The 16162-nt window shown below is 42.8% G+C and carries 13 protein-coding genes; 8 read left to right on the top strand and 5 right to left on the bottom strand.

The annotated features are described in order from the left end of the window. Positions 1-105 precede the first annotated feature (105 nt). The 7 genes from AC1XUE_RS22990 (at position 106) to AC1XUE_RS23020 (ending at position 8193) form a co-directional block, all read left to right on the top strand. A complete protein-coding gene (locus tag AC1XUE_RS22990; protein WP_483358355.1) occupies positions 106-453 on the top strand; it encodes a DUF1016 N-terminal domain-containing protein in 348 nt (115 codons plus the stop codon). 10 nt (positions 454-463) lie between these two features. Next, on the top strand, positions 464-607 hold the full coding sequence (locus AC1XUE_RS22995; protein ID WP_483358356.1) for a hypothetical protein: 144 nt from the start codon (positions 464-466) through the stop codon (positions 605-607). A 118-nt stretch (positions 608-725) separates the two neighbouring features. Beyond that, positions 726-1709, top strand: coding sequence for a nucleoside hydrolase (locus tag AC1XUE_RS23000; protein WP_483358357.1), 984 nt, complete (start codon positions 726-728; stop codon positions 1707-1709). A 246-nt stretch (positions 1710-1955) separates the two neighbouring features. Further along, the gene (locus AC1XUE_RS23005; protein ID WP_483358358.1) at positions 1956-4553 is read left to right on the top strand and encodes a family 20 glycosylhydrolase; all 2598 of its coding nucleotides are present in this window, start codon (positions 1956-1958) and stop codon (positions 4551-4553) included. Between the two features lie 92 nt (positions 4554-4645). Then, entirely contained in the window at positions 4646-5479 is an 834-nt protein-coding gene (locus AC1XUE_RS23010; RefSeq protein WP_483358359.1) for an ROK family protein, read from the top strand. A gap of 114 nt (positions 5480-5593) precedes the next feature. Beyond that, positions 5594-6853, top strand: coding sequence for an MFS transporter (locus AC1XUE_RS23015; RefSeq protein ID WP_483358360.1), 1260 nt, complete (start codon positions 5594-5596; stop codon positions 6851-6853). A 176-nt stretch (positions 6854-7029) separates the two neighbouring features. Next, a complete protein-coding gene (locus tag AC1XUE_RS23020) occupies positions 7030-8193 on the top strand; it encodes a XylR family transcriptional regulator (RefSeq protein WP_483358361.1) in 1164 nt (387 codons plus the stop codon). Positions 8194-8314: 121 nt separating this feature from the next. On the opposite strand, the gene AC1XUE_RS23025 is transcribed toward AC1XUE_RS23020, so the two are convergent. Continuing rightward, entirely contained in the window at positions 8315-10357 is a 2043-nt protein-coding gene (locus tag AC1XUE_RS23025) for a M13 family metallopeptidase (RefSeq protein ID WP_483358362.1), read from the bottom strand. Between the two features lie 88 nt (positions 10358-10445). On the opposite strand from AC1XUE_RS23025, the gene AC1XUE_RS23030 reads away from it, so the two are divergent. Further along, positions 10446-12086 carry a M28 family metallopeptidase gene (locus tag AC1XUE_RS23030; RefSeq protein WP_483358363.1) on the top strand — a complete coding sequence of 547 codons (1641 nt, stop codon included), beginning with the start codon at positions 10446-10448 and terminating at the stop codon, positions 12084-12086. Positions 12087-12165: 79 nt separating this feature from the next. Here AC1XUE_RS23030 and AC1XUE_RS23035 read toward each other — a convergent pair whose 3' ends face one another. The 4 genes from AC1XUE_RS23035 to AC1XUE_RS23050 form a co-directional block, all read right to left on the bottom strand. Further along, the gene (locus AC1XUE_RS23035) at positions 12166-13656 is read right to left on the bottom strand and encodes a peptide MFS transporter (RefSeq protein ID WP_483358364.1); all 1491 of its coding nucleotides are present in this window, start codon (positions 13654-13656) and stop codon (positions 12166-12168) included. A gap of 181 nt (positions 13657-13837) precedes the next feature. Continuing rightward, positions 13838-14746, bottom strand: a complete 909-nt coding sequence (locus AC1XUE_RS23040; RefSeq protein WP_483358365.1) for a hypothetical protein — start codon at positions 14744-14746, stop codon at positions 13838-13840. A gap of 143 nt (positions 14747-14889) precedes the next feature. Continuing rightward, entirely contained in the window at positions 14890-15672 is a 783-nt protein-coding gene (locus tag AC1XUE_RS23045; RefSeq protein ID WP_483358366.1) for a TPM domain-containing protein, read from the bottom strand. A gap of 9 nt (positions 15673-15681) precedes the next feature. Continuing rightward, positions 15682-16119, bottom strand: coding sequence for a TPM domain-containing protein (locus AC1XUE_RS23050; RefSeq protein WP_483358367.1), 438 nt, complete (start codon positions 16117-16119; stop codon positions 15682-15684). Between the last annotated feature and the right edge of the window lie 43 nt (positions 16120-16162).

Raw genomic sequence — 16162 nt, forward strand, 5'->3', positions numbered from 1 at the left:
TTCCTCATGTATGAGCGTCCCTTTTCTACGGATGTTCCTGATTTTATTCAGTTATATTTGTCAATATCGCTAGAGATAACTTTACACGAATCTTCACACACATCTATGGAGCTGAATAAAAATATCATCACGCAGATACATGCTATTATTTCCGATGCGCAGCAGAGAGCTGTCCGAAGTGTAGACTTTGAAAGAGTGTTAATGTACTGGCAGGTCGGCAGGGTCATTTTTGAAGAAGAACAACATGGTGAAGACCGTGCTGCTTACGGCACTTTTCTGATTAAGTCGATATCCAATGAGTTTCAGCCAGTAATGGGCTCAGGATTTTCTATTAGGCAGTTGGAGCGTAACAGGCAGTTTTACAGATTATTTCCAATTGCGGCCGCACTGCGGACGCAATTCAGTTGGACGCATTACAAGATACTTATACCAATCGCCAATCAGGACCGATAAAAATGATACAATGGTAAAGATTTCCTTGCCTGAAAATAGCAGGAATATTATTGCAAGTAAGTATCAGCTGTACCTACCTACTGAACAGCAATTACTGGATGAAGTAAGGAAAGAAATCGATAAAATGAATAATGATGATAAGACAGGCTTTTAATTTTTTCCTCACTTTGCTGCAGCAGGAGAGACCACTTTAACGTAAATTTTAAATAAGAATAACAGGTACTTTGAGAAAAATCAAAATGCCATTTAGCAGCAAATCAGCTTTTAGAATCATGTATAGAATAGTTTTACTCCTCAGTTTTTTCATCACCACATCAGCTTATGCACAAATAGGCAATCGCCAAACTCCAGCCGTTATTCTGGATACAGATATAGGGCCGGATTATGACGACGTAGGAGCGATGGCCATGTTTCATGCCATGGCGGACAGAGGCGAAATGAGACCATTGGCTGTGATCGCATCGAACAAAAATGAGTTAGTGATTCCATGCATTGATGTGATTAATACATGGTTTGGAAGACCAGAGCTGCCGGTTGGTGCACCAAAAGGCAGTGCTCCTGACCATGGTGCTTCTCAAAAATGGCCTGAGATGCTGGTTGCGAAATACCCGCATAAGATCAAAAATACAACTGACGCTCCCGATGCTGTAGAAACTTATAGGAAAATATTGGCGGCACAACCGGATAACAGTGTTACCATTGTCACGATCGGTTTCCTAACCAATTTGAAAAACTTGCTGGAGTCGCAACCCGATAAGAACTCCTTATTGTCGGGTCAAGATCTGGTGAGACGTAAAGTGAAAGAACTCGTTGCTATGGCTGGAGCCTTTCCGACAGGACGGGAATATAATGTATTTACGGATTCTCTCGCAGCAGAGAAAGTATTCAGCCAATGGCCAACCCAGGTTATTTTAAGTGGCTTTGAAATAGGAAATAAGATCAAAACAGGCTTAAAACTGGTAGCTAACGAGAGGCTTAACAGCCCTGTGAAAGATGTATATGCACATGCTATGCCAAAAAGTGAAGATGATGCACAAGGACGTATGAGCTGGGACCAGACTGCGGTATTGGTTGCAATACGTGGCGTGCATCCCTACTTCAGTGTGAAGCGTGGGAGGATGATTGTTGAAGGAGGCAGCAATTCCTGGAGAGATGATGCCATGGGACAACATGCCTATTTGACAGAAGCTATGCCTCTTGACCAGATTGGTGCACTGATAGAAGGGTTAATGATGTGGGAAGGGAAAAACAGATAAAATCTTCCGGTTGCATGCGCCAGCGTGCTGCACGGTTTTGGAGGTGGTGTGTGATGAAATCTGCGTTTAGACCAACTGCGTTGTTCAGGCCGGAATAGTATGTTTTCAGAATTTTTTAGTATTAAGACTGCGGAACAACATGATGGCGATAAAAGAGATTACTAATTCTTAAAAATATTTAAGAAGCAACTGGTGAAATCGATAAATTGCCAAACAATCATTTTGGATCCAATTAACCAGTCAATTATGAAGAAACTACTTCTGTTATCTATTGTCTCATTCTGGCTATTCAGCTGCGGAAGCTCCGGCAAGCTTTCCAAGGAAGAAGGTCAGAAAATCAAAGTATCCTGGAAACTTATCAGCAATTTTGTTGAGCCTAATGGTAGTTTTTCTGCAAAATTCACACTAAAAAATGAGAGTGGTGTCAAACTGGACGGCACCAACTGGGCGCTGTTCTTTAACATGTCACCTCGTCCAATACAAACCAACAAAACACCTGAGCCGGCGACGGTCGAGCATATTAATGGCGATTGGTATAAGATGATTCCGGCCAAAGACTTCTCTCTTCTACCCGGAGATTCGGCGGTCATCCATTATACCGGTACAGAGGGAGTAATTAAAGAAACAGATGCCCCTCTCGGACTTTATTTCGTATTCTACGATGAGGAAGGTAAAGAGCGAGATATTGCTGAAGTTACAGATTACACTATCGAACCTTTCACTACAGAGGAGCAGATACTGAGGGGAAAAAGAGATTTATATAAAATACCTACTGCTGAGTCGCGCTATGCGCATAATCTGGAATTTACCAAACTCGGAGCTGATCAGCTTCTCAAAATCATACCTACTCCGGTAAAAATAGTTACGCCAAAAGGAGCATTAACGCTCTCAAACAGAAATCATGTTTTTTATGATGAAGGATTGGAAAACGAAGCGACTTACCTGATCCAAAAACTGAAGGAAATTACCGGGACTGAATTTCCTGTTCAAAAAGGATTGCCAGCTGCAAGTTCGCTTTCGGAACCGGTTATCGTGTTGAAAAATGGGAAAGTGAATATCGGAGGCAAAACAAAGGAGGCCTATACACTTGATGTGGATGGGAAAGGTATTTTTATCACCGGATCAGACAAATCGGGTGTGTTTTATGGAATTCAAAGTCTTTTGCAATTGGCTCCGGTTGAAAATTATGCTAAACCGGTTAACGAACTTACTCTTCCCTTTGTGAATGTGCAGGATGCGCCTCGTTTTGTTTTTAGAAGTATGCACCTGGATGTCGCCCGTAATTTTCAGACCAAAGAATCTGTAAAACGGGTTATTGATCTGCTGGCATCTTATAAGATCAATCATCTGCTTTTTTACACAGCGGAAGATGAAGGCTGGCGTGTTGAAATAGATGGACTACCTGAATTGACTGAGGTAGGAGCACACAGATCACATACATCCGGGAAAGAAGCATCTGCACTGCATCCTTCTTATGGTTCAGGTCCTTTTGCCAAAGATAAAAGCAAGTATGGAAGTGGCTATTATACCAAAGCAGATTTTGTGGAAATTCTGAAATATGCCAACGAAAGACATATCAAGGTTATTCCGGAACTGAACTTTCCCGGCCATGCACTGGCGGCTATCAAGTCTATGGAAGCGCGATATGAGCGTTTGATGAAAGAAGGCAAGGAGAAAGAGGCAAACGAATACAGGCTGATCGACCCTGATGATAAATCAGAATATATCTCTGCCCAGGCTTACAAAAATAATGTTGTGAGTGTTGCCCGTGAATCAACTTACCATTTTTTTGAAAAGGTAGTGGACGAAATGGCCAAATTGTACAAAGAAGCAGGTCTTACGATGGATACCTTCCATACCGGTGGTGATGAGGTAGCGGAAGGAGCCTGGACAAAATCTCCGATGGCCGCTAAGCTTTTAAAAGAGGATCCTTCCATTGGTAGTGCAAAAAACCTGCAGAGTTATTTTTTAAGAAAGCTATTGCCAAGGCTGGAAAAGAGAAATCTGAAAGTGCATGGCTGGGAAGAAGTAGCCCTAACTAAGACGCCGGCAGGTATTTATAATGCAAATCCTGAATTTGTTGGCCGCCCGGTAGTCCCTTATATCTGGAACAACGTATTTGATGTAGACTTGGGTAACAGGCTGGCCAATGCGGGTTATCAGGTGGTGTTCTGTAATGTCACAAATTTTTACTTCGACATGGCCTATGATAATGATCCGAAAGAGCCGGGTCTGTATTGGGGGGGATTTGTTGATGCGAGAGACAACTGGGCTTTTGCTCCTTTTAACATGTTCAGAACAACAGAGGAAACTGCGATGGGCAAGCCTATGAAAGAGGAATTTGCTGGTAAGCAGTTGTTGAAACCCGAGGCACGAAAAAATGTACTGGGAATTGAAGCGCAACTATGGGCCGAGACGATCAAAGGAAGAGATATGATGGAATACTCTATTCTGCCCAAACTGATGGGTTTCTCCGAAAGTGCATGGGCTCCGGAAAGAGGTTGGGAGAATGTGGCTGATGACAAAGTAAGAAAAAAGATGATGCAGGAAGGATGGAATGTATTTGCAAATACAATGGCTCAAAGGAGCATTCCTAAACTGAAATATATGAATGGAGGATATAACTACAGATTACCAATGCCAGGTGCGATTATAGAAAACGGTACGTTGAAGGCCAACACAGAATTGCCTGGTCTTGTGATCCGTTATACTACAGATGGTTCGGAACCAACTGTCAAATCGACTTTGTATGAAGGACCGGCGCAGGTAAAAGGAATTATAAAACTGAAAGCGTTCGATAGTGCAGGTCGTTCGGGCAGAACGAGCTTGGTATCCGCAAAATGATATAAGTAAATCCTTCTCTTGAACCTGCCCTGTCTGTAAAAAATATTTTGCACACAGGGCAGGAAATAACAAATACTCAACCTTTTTAATGAATGAATATCGGGGTAGACATCGGCGGTACTAATATCAGGGCCGGAATTGAGCTGGGTGGTGCAATAACGCGTCAATCTAAAATATCGCTGGAAAACAAGGAATCGCTTTCTTCCACACTTTCTCAGCTCATGGAGTTAATCCGCCCGTTGACCAAATATCCTGTGCAGGGTATCGGTATTGGTGTTCCGTCGGTGGTGAACGTAGATACAGGAATGGTATACAATGTGATGAATATTCCTTCCTGGGAAGAAGTAGCATTGAGGGATATTGTGCAGCGTGAGTTTAATCTGCCTGTGTCAATAAACAATGATGTTAACTGTTTCATCCTGGGTGAACATCGGTTTGGGCTGGCCCGTCAGTTTAAGTCTGTTGTTGGAATGGCAGTTGGTACCGGGTTGGGTTCAGGAATCATTATAGATAACAATCTATATTCAGGAAATAATTGTGGAGCAGGTGAAATAGGTATGCTTCCTTATCGTGATTCTATTCTTGAAGATTATGTGTGCAACAGGTTTTTTAAGAATGTTTTGCAAATGGATGCATGGCAGGCGCATCATGCTGCATTACATGGTGAAGCAAAGGCAATCGCCGCCTGGGAAGAATTTGGGGTTCATCTGGGTGCTGTAGTCAAAACAGTTATGTATACCTATGATCCTGAAGCTATTGTATTTGGGGGCTCCATTGCAAAAGCGAGTCGTTTTTTCAAAAGTAGTATGCTGAAAAGTCTGGAAGATTTTGCCTATCCGCGTTCTGTTAAAAACCTTACCTTGCTTCTTTCAGAAAATGAAAATATTGCGTTACTCGGGGCTGCAGCGCTGATGCATAAAAACTAAGTTTTGTTCTTTTGCAGTTGGTGAAATCGGATAGAGACACATGCGTGAATTATACTTTTAACAAATCATAGATCTTCCGGTAGCTAGTGCGTGGAAGTTCATAAATAGGCTGTTATGCGGAAAAATACTTTTATTGTTTTACTCATCTTCCTTATTTTTTTCGTCATTTCATTTCTCACCAATATTCTAGGCCCTATTGTTCCTGAACTTGTGCGGGATTTTGATCTGAGTTTGGGACTGGCAGGTTTTCTCCCGTTCGCTTTTTTTGTTGCTTATGGCGTCATGTCTATTCCGGCAGGTTTAGTAGTAGAGCGGGTAGGCGAGAAAAAAGTGCTGCTTTGGGCCTTTCTGATCTCATTTGCAGGAGCATTTCTTTTTGCCGTGATGCCGGGTTTCGGCATTGCACTACTGTCGTTGTTTCTTATCGGTGTAGGTATGTCTATGCTTCAGGTGGTCATCAATCCTTTGCTGCGGGTTGCCGGGGGCGAATCTAAGTTCGCATTTAATTCCGTAATGGCACAGCTATTCTTTGGGGGAGCATCGTTTTTAAGTCCGCTTCTGTATAGCTATCTTGTTAATAACGTACATAGCTCAAAGTCAGATTTTTTTCTGGATTCACTCAATAGTGTTGTTCCTCAAAATCTGAAGTGGATTTCGCTTTATTGGGTTTTTGCTGTGATCTCCATTCTGATGGTGCTGGTAATTGGCGTTGTCCGTTTCCCGAAAGTAGAGTTGCGGGATGATGAAAAAGTCGATGTTGGAAATTCCTTTTCGGAACTGGCTGTGAACCGTCAGGTTTGGCTTTTCTTTTTCGGTATCTTTTGTTATGTAGGAACGGAGCAGGGAATTGCCAACTGGATATCCCAATTTTTACAGACTTATCATGGGGCTGACCCTGGTACAACGGGTGCTACAGTCATCTCTAACTTCTGGGGATTATTATCTATTGGTTGCTTGTTAGGCTTATTATTGCTTAAAATTTTTGATAGCCGGCATGTGCTTATTTTGTTCACTTCCGGAGCGGTATTATCCTTGTTGGCTGCTTTGTTCGGCTCATTGCAGACTGCACTTATTGCTTTTCCTGCTGCTGGTTTTTTTGCCTCGGTCATGTATTCGGTTATTTTCTCTTTGGCTTTAAATTCGGTGCCTCAACATCATGGTACATTTTCGGGGATTTTGTGCGCCGGTATTTGCGGAGGTGCTGTGGTTCCTCTCATTGTCGGAGCACTTGGAGAGGCATTTGGTCTGAAACTAGCCATGGTATTTCTGCTCGTACCACTCGGATACATTCTGAGTATAGGAGCTTGGGCTCGTCCATTGGTAACAAATGCAAGGATAGGTAAGAGAAGGGAGTTAATTGGCAATAAAGCGTAATCGTATCATCAGGGTTTGGGCCAGGTATGCAATTGCAAGAACAATGTATCCTGATAGAATTGTGTTCATGGTCCGGTTCGAATCGTTTTCTGATTAATGTAACATTTTTTGCATTAAATCGGAGTTAGTGTATGGTTTTAACATGATTACTCAGAATAAACCACGGTTAGCTATCCATGTATAAAATTATTGTACTTATTGATTTCGCTGAAGAATACAGCAAGAGTCTGATGAAGGGGATCAATAGCTACTCACGGGAATTTGGTCCGTGGATATTTTGTCGTATGCCTCTGTTTCACCGGGAGACTGTAGGGTTGGATGGTATTCTTAAATGGGCTTTGGAATGGAAGGCTGACGGAATTATAGGACAGCTATACAATGATAATGAAATAGGCAAATTTGTACAGGCAGGTATACCAGTCATTGCACAGGATTTTAAGGAAAGGTTTACAGAAATTCCCAATATCACCGGAGCGTACCATGAAACCGGACAGCTTGGAGCAGATTATTTCCTGAAAAAGGGATTTACCAACTTTGCTTTTTATGGTTTTGGTGATATTGTCTGGTCGCGAGAACGCGCGGAGGGATTTGAGGAGCGCCTCACAAGTATGGGACACAAAGTTCACTACTTCGAACATAAAAAGGCTCGTTCCACTGAACTGTGGTATTATAAGCCCAGCTCGTTAAGTCGTTGGTTAAAATCACTTCCCAAACCCATCGGACTGATGGCGTGTGATGATAATCAGGGGCAACATATTACCGAGGCCTGTCGCTACCTGGGTATCAGAATTCCGGAAGAAGTAGCTGTTTTAGGTGTGGATAATGACGAGATGATCTGTGATCTTTCAGATCCGCCGCTTTCAAGTATTGCTTTGGATGTGGAAAAAGGGGGCTATGATACTGCCCGCTTGCTGGATCATATGATCAAAAATGGCATAGCCGAATTTCATGATATTATCGTGAAGCCGATGCAGGTCATTACCAGGCATTCTACGGATATATATGCTACGAATGATGACCACATAGCAACATCTTTAAAATTCATCCATCAGAATATTGATAAAAATCTGCATGTGGATGAGGTAGTGAAACAGGTGCCCTTGTCCCGAAGAGCTCTGGAAAAACGCTTTCTGGAAATTACCGGATATCCGGTATACAAGTACATCTTCAATTTACGTATTGAAAAGTTTACCCAGAAATTGCTGGATACGGATATGTCAGTGTTTGAAATTGCTCTGGACATGGGATTGACTGATAGCAAAAACATCGCCCGGCAATTCAGGCAGGTAAAAGGCTGCAGCCCCAGTGTGTACAGGAACAGGTATATGGCGGGGAAGTAGATTTCTTATAAAGGAGTTAAGAAGTTAGAAGGAGTTATAGTAATTAGCCATCCGGAAAACAGCTCTCCCGAATGGCCTAACTACTTATAACTTCTTAACCCCCTGTAACTTTTTCTTAAACCTACCAAATCACCACTCTCGAAGCTTCCGGTAATACCATTTTCCCTCCTTCAACACAATTCCAGGCATTCTGGAATTCTTTCAGATGGGGCAGCGGGCCGTTGATACGGGTACGGGCAGGGGAGTGCGGATCGGTTTGCACCTGGTTGCGCAACGCTTCGTCTGTGGTATTCATGTGCCAAACCTGCGCCCAGCCCAGGAAGAATCTTTGCTTCCAGTTGAAACCATCTATTAGTTTTGGTTCCGGTTTGCCTTTCAGTGATTTCTCCAATGCATAGTAAGCAAGTGTTAATCCACCTAAATCTGCTACGTTTTCCCCGATTGTCAATGCGCCGTTAATTTTGAAGCCAGGCAAGGCTTCTATACCGCTGAAGTAGTCTATATAACGTTTTGTCAGTTTATCAAAGTTGGCGCGGTCGCTCGGAGTCCACCAATTGACCAGATTACCTTCTTCGTCAAACTGCGATCCCTGATCGTCAAAACCATGCGTAAATTCATGTCCGATTACAGCAATAATACCTCCATAATTGATTGCGTCATCTGCATTACGGTTGTAGAACGGCGGTTGTAAAATGCCAGCCGGGAACACTACTTCGTTGCCTGAAGGATTGTAATAGGCATTCACCGTTTGTGGGGTCATATACCACTCACTTTTATCAACAGGCTTGCCAATTTTTTTTACAGTCTCTTCATGGCTGAAAATAGAAGCTGCTACTACGTTTTCAAAAAGTTTATCTTTTTCAATTTTAATAGAAGAGTAGTCTTTCCATTTGTCAGGATAACCAATCTTGTAGGTGAAAGATTTTAGTTTTTTGTGAGCTCTTTTTTTGGTTGAGTCGCTCATCCAAGTAAGCTTATCAATACGTTCGCCATATACAGTACGAACGTTTTCAATCATCTCAGAAACCTTCTTTTTGTCATCTTCAGGGAAATACTTTTTAGCAAATAGTTTACCCAGGGGCATACCAAGGAGGCCGTCGGTAGAACGGATCGCTCTCTCGGTTCTTGCACGTTGTTGCTTTGTTCCACGTATTACGGTTGCGAAGAATCGGAAGTTTTCATTGTCAAAACCCTTTGGAAGATATCCTGCCGCCGTCGACAATAACTGCCATTTGGTGTACAACTTAAGTGTTGCGATCGGAGTCGCTTTCAGTAACTTGTTAGTATTGGTCAGGTAAGCAATATTCTGCAGGATCACCGTGTCGCTTTTAATATCCTGATTCTTGGTAAAAGCATCGAGATCATAGTCCGGCAAAAGAGCCTTGAAATCTTTGTAAGATGTTTTGTTATAGGTTTTTACAGGATCCCGAAGCTCAACATTGCTTAGTTGGAGCTTGGCTAATTTGGTTTCGAAGTCAAGAATGGTTTTGCCGGAATTAGCATCTTTAAAACCAGCAAGTCCGAACATGGTGTCCACGTGCTTCACAAATTCGCCGCGAACCTTTACAGTACTCGAATCCGCTCTTTCATAGTAGCTTTTTTCTCCCAGGCTCAGTCCGTCCTGTCCCTGGTAAAGCGCATTTACTTTACTATTTTTAAGATCGCCGTCCACATAGAAACCAATTACAGTTGAAACATTAATCTTCTGCAATTCCCCGGTTACTGAAGCAAGGTCTTTTAGAGAAGTAATAGACTCAATTTTATCCAGATAGGGTTTCAAAGGTTCTATTCCCCTTTTTTCGATTGTTGCAGTATCCAGGAAAGACTGATAGTAATCAGCGATCTGCTGCTCTTCAGTTCCTTTCTTACGATCTTTTAAATTTGTGATTTCTTCGATAATTCCCTTCAGGCGAACTTCTTTATTTTCTTTATCCAGAATACCGAATGCCCCCCATCGGCTTTCTGTTCCGGGAATGGGATTGTTCTTCTTCCAACCTCCGTTGGCATAGTTGTCAAAGTCGTCGCAGGCCTTATAGGTGGAGTCCAGCGAGGTAATGTCGTAACCAGGTACTTCTTGAACATCTGACTCCTCTTTTTCCTTCTTACAGCCAGAGGCCAGAAGTGAAATGGCCAGAAGCGAACAGCTCAATTTGGCTAAATTCATATATTACTTGTTTTTTAAGTTTGTAAACAAAAGTAGCTAATTTCACCAACTTCATTTAATATCCATTTCTGACCTTATATAAGACTTTATGAAATTTAAACTACATCTGCTGGCATGGCTGGGTGCTGCATCTTTGCTGAATGGTTGTGCTGACAAAACATCCGGCGAAAATGATGCGTTGATCAATGGGGAAGCATTTACAAAGCATATTGCAGTTTTGGCATCCGATTCTCTTGAGGGGCGCAAACCTTTTTCGATCGGTGAAGAAAAGACCATTAACTATCTCAAAACAGAATTTGAAAAGTTAGGTCTTCAACCAGGTAACGGTGACAGCTATTTTCAGAAAGTACCAATGGTAGACATCATGTCCAAGCCGGAAGGTAAATTGGTTTTTAAGGGAGCGGGTCCGGCTATTGAGCTGAATTATCTGGATGATTTTGTTGCTGCTTCCAGAAGAGTCAAAGAGCAGGTGAAGCTTGAAAATTCGGAGATGATCTTTGTGGGATATGGTATTGTAGCACCTGAGTATGGCTGGAACGACTATGACGGATTAGATGTCAAAGGGAAAACGGTTGTGGTTGTGGTTAACGATCCGGGATTCTGGGATCCGAAACTGTTCAAAGGAAAAACCATGACTTACTACGGACGCTGGACTTATAAGTTCGAAGAGGCAGCACGCCAGGGCGCAGCAGGAGTTATTCTGATTCATGATACCAAACCGGCAAGTTACGGCTGGGCGGTAGTGCGCAGCGGTTGGTCTAAGTCTAAGTTATATCTGCAGGCAGAAGACGATAATATGTCGAGAGCGGCAGTGGAAGGATGGATTACTATGGAGTCGGCGAAGAAGTTGTTCCAGTTGGCTGGTGTATCGGATACGCTTTTGCAGGCCGCCGGTAAAAAAGGCTTCAAAGCTATTCCTCTGAACGCAAAAGCATCTATCAGTTTAAAAAATGAAATTACGAAGTCGGAGTCGAATAACGTATTGGCAGTGTTACCCGGTACATCCAGAAAGGATGAGTACATTATTTATTCTGCACACTGGGATCATTTCGGAAAAGGCGAGCCTATTGACGGCGATTCCATTTATAACGGAGCTGCTGACAATGCATCCGGTACTGCGGCATTGCTTGAACTTGCTCATGCTTTCACCAAACTCAAAACCAAACCTGCCCGGTCAATCTTGTTTCTGGCTGTTACGGCAGAAGAGCAGGGATTGCTGGGATCAGACTATTATGCGTCGCATCCGGTATATCCGATCAATAAAACAGTAGCAGATATCAATATGGATGTGTTGCAACCATTTGGCCGTATGAAGGATCTTATTCTGGTAGGAAAAGGTCAGTCGGAATTGGATGAGTATGCAGATGAAGCAGCGGCCAAACAGGGTAGGGTGACAAGAGGGGAACCGGATCCGTCTGGTGGCTGGTACTTCCGTTCGGATCATTTCAATTTTGCAAAGGTGGGTATTCCTTCTATGTATATTGAGAATGGTTCAGTATCTGTTGAACATGGAGAGGAGTGGGGCGAAGCCCAGAAAAAGGAATATAATGATAAAAGATACCATGCACCCACAGATGAGTATTCATCTGACTGGGATTTGTCGGGAATTATTGAAGATATGCAAATCCTGTTCAATGTTGGGGTTAAGCTGGGCAGTGAATCTACTTTCCCTGGTTGGAAAGTAGGATCCGAGTTTAAAGCCATCCGTGATAAGTCAATGGGTAAATAATCTTATAATCCGGTTAAATAAAAACGAGCTCCTGTTCCCGGGAGCTCGTTTTCTGTATAAGACGTAACATTTATATGTATCAGCTAATGCCTCCCATCCACTTTTTCACCGGTTTCCAGAATATCAGCAGCAGTACTCCAAACCCGATAGAGAATAATGTAACCTGATTAAATAAAGCAGGCATTTGTTCCAGGTTTTCTTCATCAAACCCACCGGCAAACAGACCTGCAATAAGGTTCCCCAGGGACGCGGCTACGAACCAGATTCCCATCAATTGGCTTACGTATCTTTTAGGAGCCAGTTTGGTATAAGAGCTGAGACCCACCGGACTCAGGCAAAGTTCACCGATGGTATGTATCATGTACGTGAAAGTCAGGAAAAGCGGTGAAGCAAGTTGACCCGTTACGGCTACTTTTGCTCCCATTTCCATGATGAAGAAACCGGCTCCAACAAGAATAAGAGCCAAGGCAAATTTCACCGGGGTGGAAGGATTGATACCTTTTGAAGAAAGGAAAATCCAAAGACTCGCCATCACAGGCGCAAAAATCAGGATGAATGTTCCGTTGAAGTTTTGAAACCAGCTCGATGGCATTTCCCAACCACCGAATGTGCGTTCGGTATATCGTTCAGCAAAAATCTGCAGAGATGTACCGGCTTGTTCAAAACCTGACCAGAAAATGGCTGCTGCCAGGAAGAATACAATAAGCACACCAACACGTTTTTTCTCTACCGTAGTAAGTCCACCAGCGATCAGGATGAACAGGAAGTAAAAAAGAGATACAGTTACGATGATTACACCTGCACCTTGTGCCAGACCTTGTGCTGTGGTCATGTCAATGGTGTTTGTTAGCTGGAGTATAGCAAGGAATACTACCAGTAAGGCGACAAGTCCATAGCCAAGTTTTCTGTCAGAACCTGCTTTAACGGCTTCTTCCGGAGTTACAACTTTTGCCGGGGGAACTTCTCCATATCCCCGCAGATACTTATTACTTCCATAACGGAATACAATAAGACCCAGAAACATTCCCACAGCTGCTGCACCAAAACCCATGTGCCAGTTAATTTTCTGACCCAGGTAGCCGACTATGGTAATCCCCAGAACCGAACCAAGGTTAATTCCCATATAGAAAATGGAGAAAGCTGCATCTCTGCGGGCACCGCCTTCAGGATATAGTTCTCCAACTATGGAGCTGATATTTGGCTTGAGCAGCCCGGTTCCCATGGCTACAACGGCAAGTCCTAGAAAAAAGATCGCGGTGCCTCCGGGAATTGCTAAGATAATATGCCCCAACATGATGATAATTCCACCATACCAGATCGCCTTCTTTTGTCCGAAAACATTATCAGCCAGCCAGCCCCCCGGTAATGTCAGTAAATATACAGAGGCTGTATAAAGGCCATAAATGGCAGTTCCCTCAGAAGCTTGTAGGCCCATTCCTCCCCGCATCTTATCCAAAAGGAACAATAGAAGAATAGCACGCATCCCGTAGTAGCTGAACCGCTCCCACATCTCTGCAAAGAAAAGTACATATAACCCTCTCGGGTGTTTATTTGATATTTGTTCCGTCATAGGTTATAGAGGTATTTTATTTATTTCGTTAATTGTTGATTTGCCCATTTTTTTGAGGGCGCAAGATAGGCATTATGACCTAATAATAAATACATGTTTGTCTAAACAATCATTTTGTCAATACATAAAAAAAGGCAGGATGCTGTTGCGTCCTGCCTTTTTTATTATGCTTGATCAGATGCTATTTGATTGAAAAAGAACCTTCTCCGATCATAAAGCCTTCCGAATACAACTGCACTACATACTTACCTTTTGTAAATGAAGCTGCACGGTCATACATGATACTGACGTCCTGATTGTTATTGCTATATACAATATCCTGACTTATGGTATAACCTTGTTTCTGTCCATTATAGTCAAACTCTCCGGAGCCTGTTGCAGCGTCTGAAATGGTTGCACCTGATGGATCAATGATACGCATGTATACGGTTTTGTTGTCAGTTAGTGTAAGCGGATTTTTTTCTAGTATGAAATCGACTCTAACTTTATCAACTCTTTTCGCTTTTACCTCTTCGCCTTCACGGACTTTGCCTTTAGACGATATAGCATATACTTTTACGCTTCTTGCACGAAGTGCTGCAGCCATTGTAACTTTAGATTCAAGTTCAGCGTTTTTGTTTACTACACCGGCAAGTGAGTCACTAACAGCCTGTTTGCTCGTCTGAAGTTCTGTATTGGTTTGTACCAAAGTTTCATTCTGACTGATCAATTGCTGGTTTTCTTCTCTCAGCTGAGCGATTTCTTCATCCTTTTTCGTCAAGAATGTTTCGTATTCTTTGATTTTATTCCCAAGCGTCGCATTGCCTTTCCGAAGCGCTATACGGTCTTTTTCCAAAGACTCCTTCATTTTCTGAAGTTCCTCAATATCTCCACCCAGTCCTTGTACTTCCAGAATCCGTGCGTCCAATTGTTTTGATATAGAGTCCAGTTTAATTTCAGAAGCGGCTAATTCAGATACCCTAGCTTCGAGGTCAGTTTCCTGTTTATTAGTTACTGCTCTTTCCTGATAATACAGGTAACCAAAGACGGCAGCCAGAACGGTCATTAATATAAGCCCAATCAGCATGCCTGTGTTATTTCTGTTTTCCATAAAATTTAGTTTAGATTAAGTTTTGTGGTTTTGAAATACCAAAACCATGCCAACACTATACGTAAAAACGGCAAGCAAAATAACTAAAAACCCCATCCGGTTAAAATCACCAGATGGGGCTCTCTTATAAAATTGCATTGGGATCAATAATCACCTCCGGCACCTCCGCCACTAAATCCGCCTCCGCCGCCAAACCCTCCAAATCCGCCGCCGCCTCCAAATCCACCGCCTCCCCAGTTGCCCGAAGATCCGCCTCTCCCGGAATAGGTAGTGTAAGGCCAGAAAATAGGGCCTCCCATGTTTCTCATTCCTCCTCCGCCTCCACGACCACCATTGTTTTTGTTTTTGAAAACCAAAAACAAAATAACAGCGAATACGATCAGGACTATTAGGATTGGAGATGGGCCATCATTGCTATCATTACTTTTAGGTTCAGCCTTGTATTCGCCAGTGGCGTACTTGAAGATATCATCTATGCCCCTATCCAGTCCTCGGTAAAACATTCCGTTTTTGAAGTCAGGAGTTATTGTCTGAGAAATGATACGTTTTGCTACTGCGTCAGGGATCACACCTTCCATGCCATCACCTACGCTGATAAATATTTTACGGTCAGTAGATGCCCACAATAAAACGATACCGTTATTCTTGCCTTTTTGTCCAAGTTTCCATTCACGGCCTATTTTTAATGCATAATCAGCTAACGGATAATCTCCTGTGCTTGGCACAACCACAATGACGATATCAGTAGAAGTGGAGTCATTATAAGCAACCAGCTTGCGTTCGAGTTGAGCAATTTCGGTAGGATTGAGTTGTTTCGCAAAATCGTTTACCAATCGGGGAGGGTTTGGTCGGGGAGGAATATCCTGCGCCATAGCCCCCAGAAACAGCAAAGAGAAAAGGAAGGAAAAAACAAGGTATTTTTTCATAATGGGTTGTTAGCCAAACGATATATCGTCAGGCAATTCGTTTACGTCATCGGAGCTGTATGGGAAATGTTCCTTCAGCTTCAGACCAGCTTCAAGTATACCCTGACACAGGCCTTCCGTAAAACGTTGATTTGAAAAATTGCTGCGCAGCAAATCTTTTGTACTGTTCCAGAAACTGTCATGGACTTTTTCATGAATACCTCTATCTCCGAAAACGGCAAACTTACGGTCTTCATAGGCAAGGTAGAAAAGTACAGCGTTATGATCCTTGGTCTGATGCATGTTAAGAGAGCCAAAAACTTCCTTGGTCCGGTCCATTACATCACCAGCACATTTTTTTTCTATATGTACCTTTATCTCACCCGAAGTCTGCTTTTCAGCCTCAAGAATTGCTGCAATGATTTGTTCCTGGTCTTTTTCCGAGAAAAAAAGTGAATTGGCTGCCATGATTATGACTTGAATCGGCGGTATGACCGCGGTGAAACAGGTG

Source organism: Dyadobacter sp. HNCC25DJ187, assembly GCF_056895255.1.

Excerpts from the sequence above, each read along its gene's own strand:
- AC1XUE_RS23030 (WP_483358363.1), top strand. The coding sequence starts at position 10,446 with ATGAAATTTAAACTACATCTGCTGGCATGGCTGGGTGCTGCATCTTTG.
- AC1XUE_RS23005 (WP_483358358.1), top strand. The coding sequence starts at position 1,956 with ATGAAGAAACTACTTCTGTTATCTATTGTCTCATTCTGGCTATTCAGC.
- AC1XUE_RS23035 (WP_483358364.1), bottom strand. The coding sequence starts at position 13,656 with ATGACGGAACAAATATCAAATAAACACCCGAGAGGGTTATATGTACTT.
- AC1XUE_RS23015 (WP_483358360.1), top strand. The coding sequence starts at position 5,594 with ATGCGGAAAAATACTTTTATTGTTTTACTCATCTTCCTTATTTTTTTC.
- AC1XUE_RS22995 (WP_483358356.1), top strand. The coding sequence starts at position 464 with ATGGTAAAGATTTCCTTGCCTGAAAATAGCAGGAATATTATTGCAAGT.
- AC1XUE_RS23025 (WP_483358362.1), bottom strand. The coding sequence starts at position 10,357 with ATGAATTTAGCCAAATTGAGCTGTTCGCTTCTGGCCATTTCACTTCTG.
- AC1XUE_RS23000 (WP_483358357.1), top strand. The coding sequence starts at position 726 with ATGTATAGAATAGTTTTACTCCTCAGTTTTTTCATCACCACATCAGCT.
- AC1XUE_RS23020 (WP_483358361.1), top strand. The coding sequence starts at position 7,030 with ATGTATAAAATTATTGTACTTATTGATTTCGCTGAAGAATACAGCAAG.
- AC1XUE_RS23045 (WP_483358366.1), bottom strand. The coding sequence starts at position 15,672 with ATGAAAAAATACCTTGTTTTTTCCTTCCTTTTCTCTTTGCTGTTTCTG.
- AC1XUE_RS23010 (WP_483358359.1), top strand. The coding sequence starts at position 4,646 with ATGAATATCGGGGTAGACATCGGCGGTACTAATATCAGGGCCGGAATT.
- AC1XUE_RS22990 (WP_483358355.1), top strand. The coding sequence starts at position 106 with ATGGAGCTGAATAAAAATATCATCACGCAGATACATGCTATTATTTCC.
- AC1XUE_RS23040 (WP_483358365.1), bottom strand. The coding sequence starts at position 14,746 with ATGGAAAACAGAAATAACACAGGCATGCTGATTGGGCTTATATTAATG.
- AC1XUE_RS23050 (WP_483358367.1), bottom strand. The coding sequence starts at position 16,119 with ATGGCAGCCAATTCACTTTTTTTCTCGGAAAAAGACCAGGAACAAATC.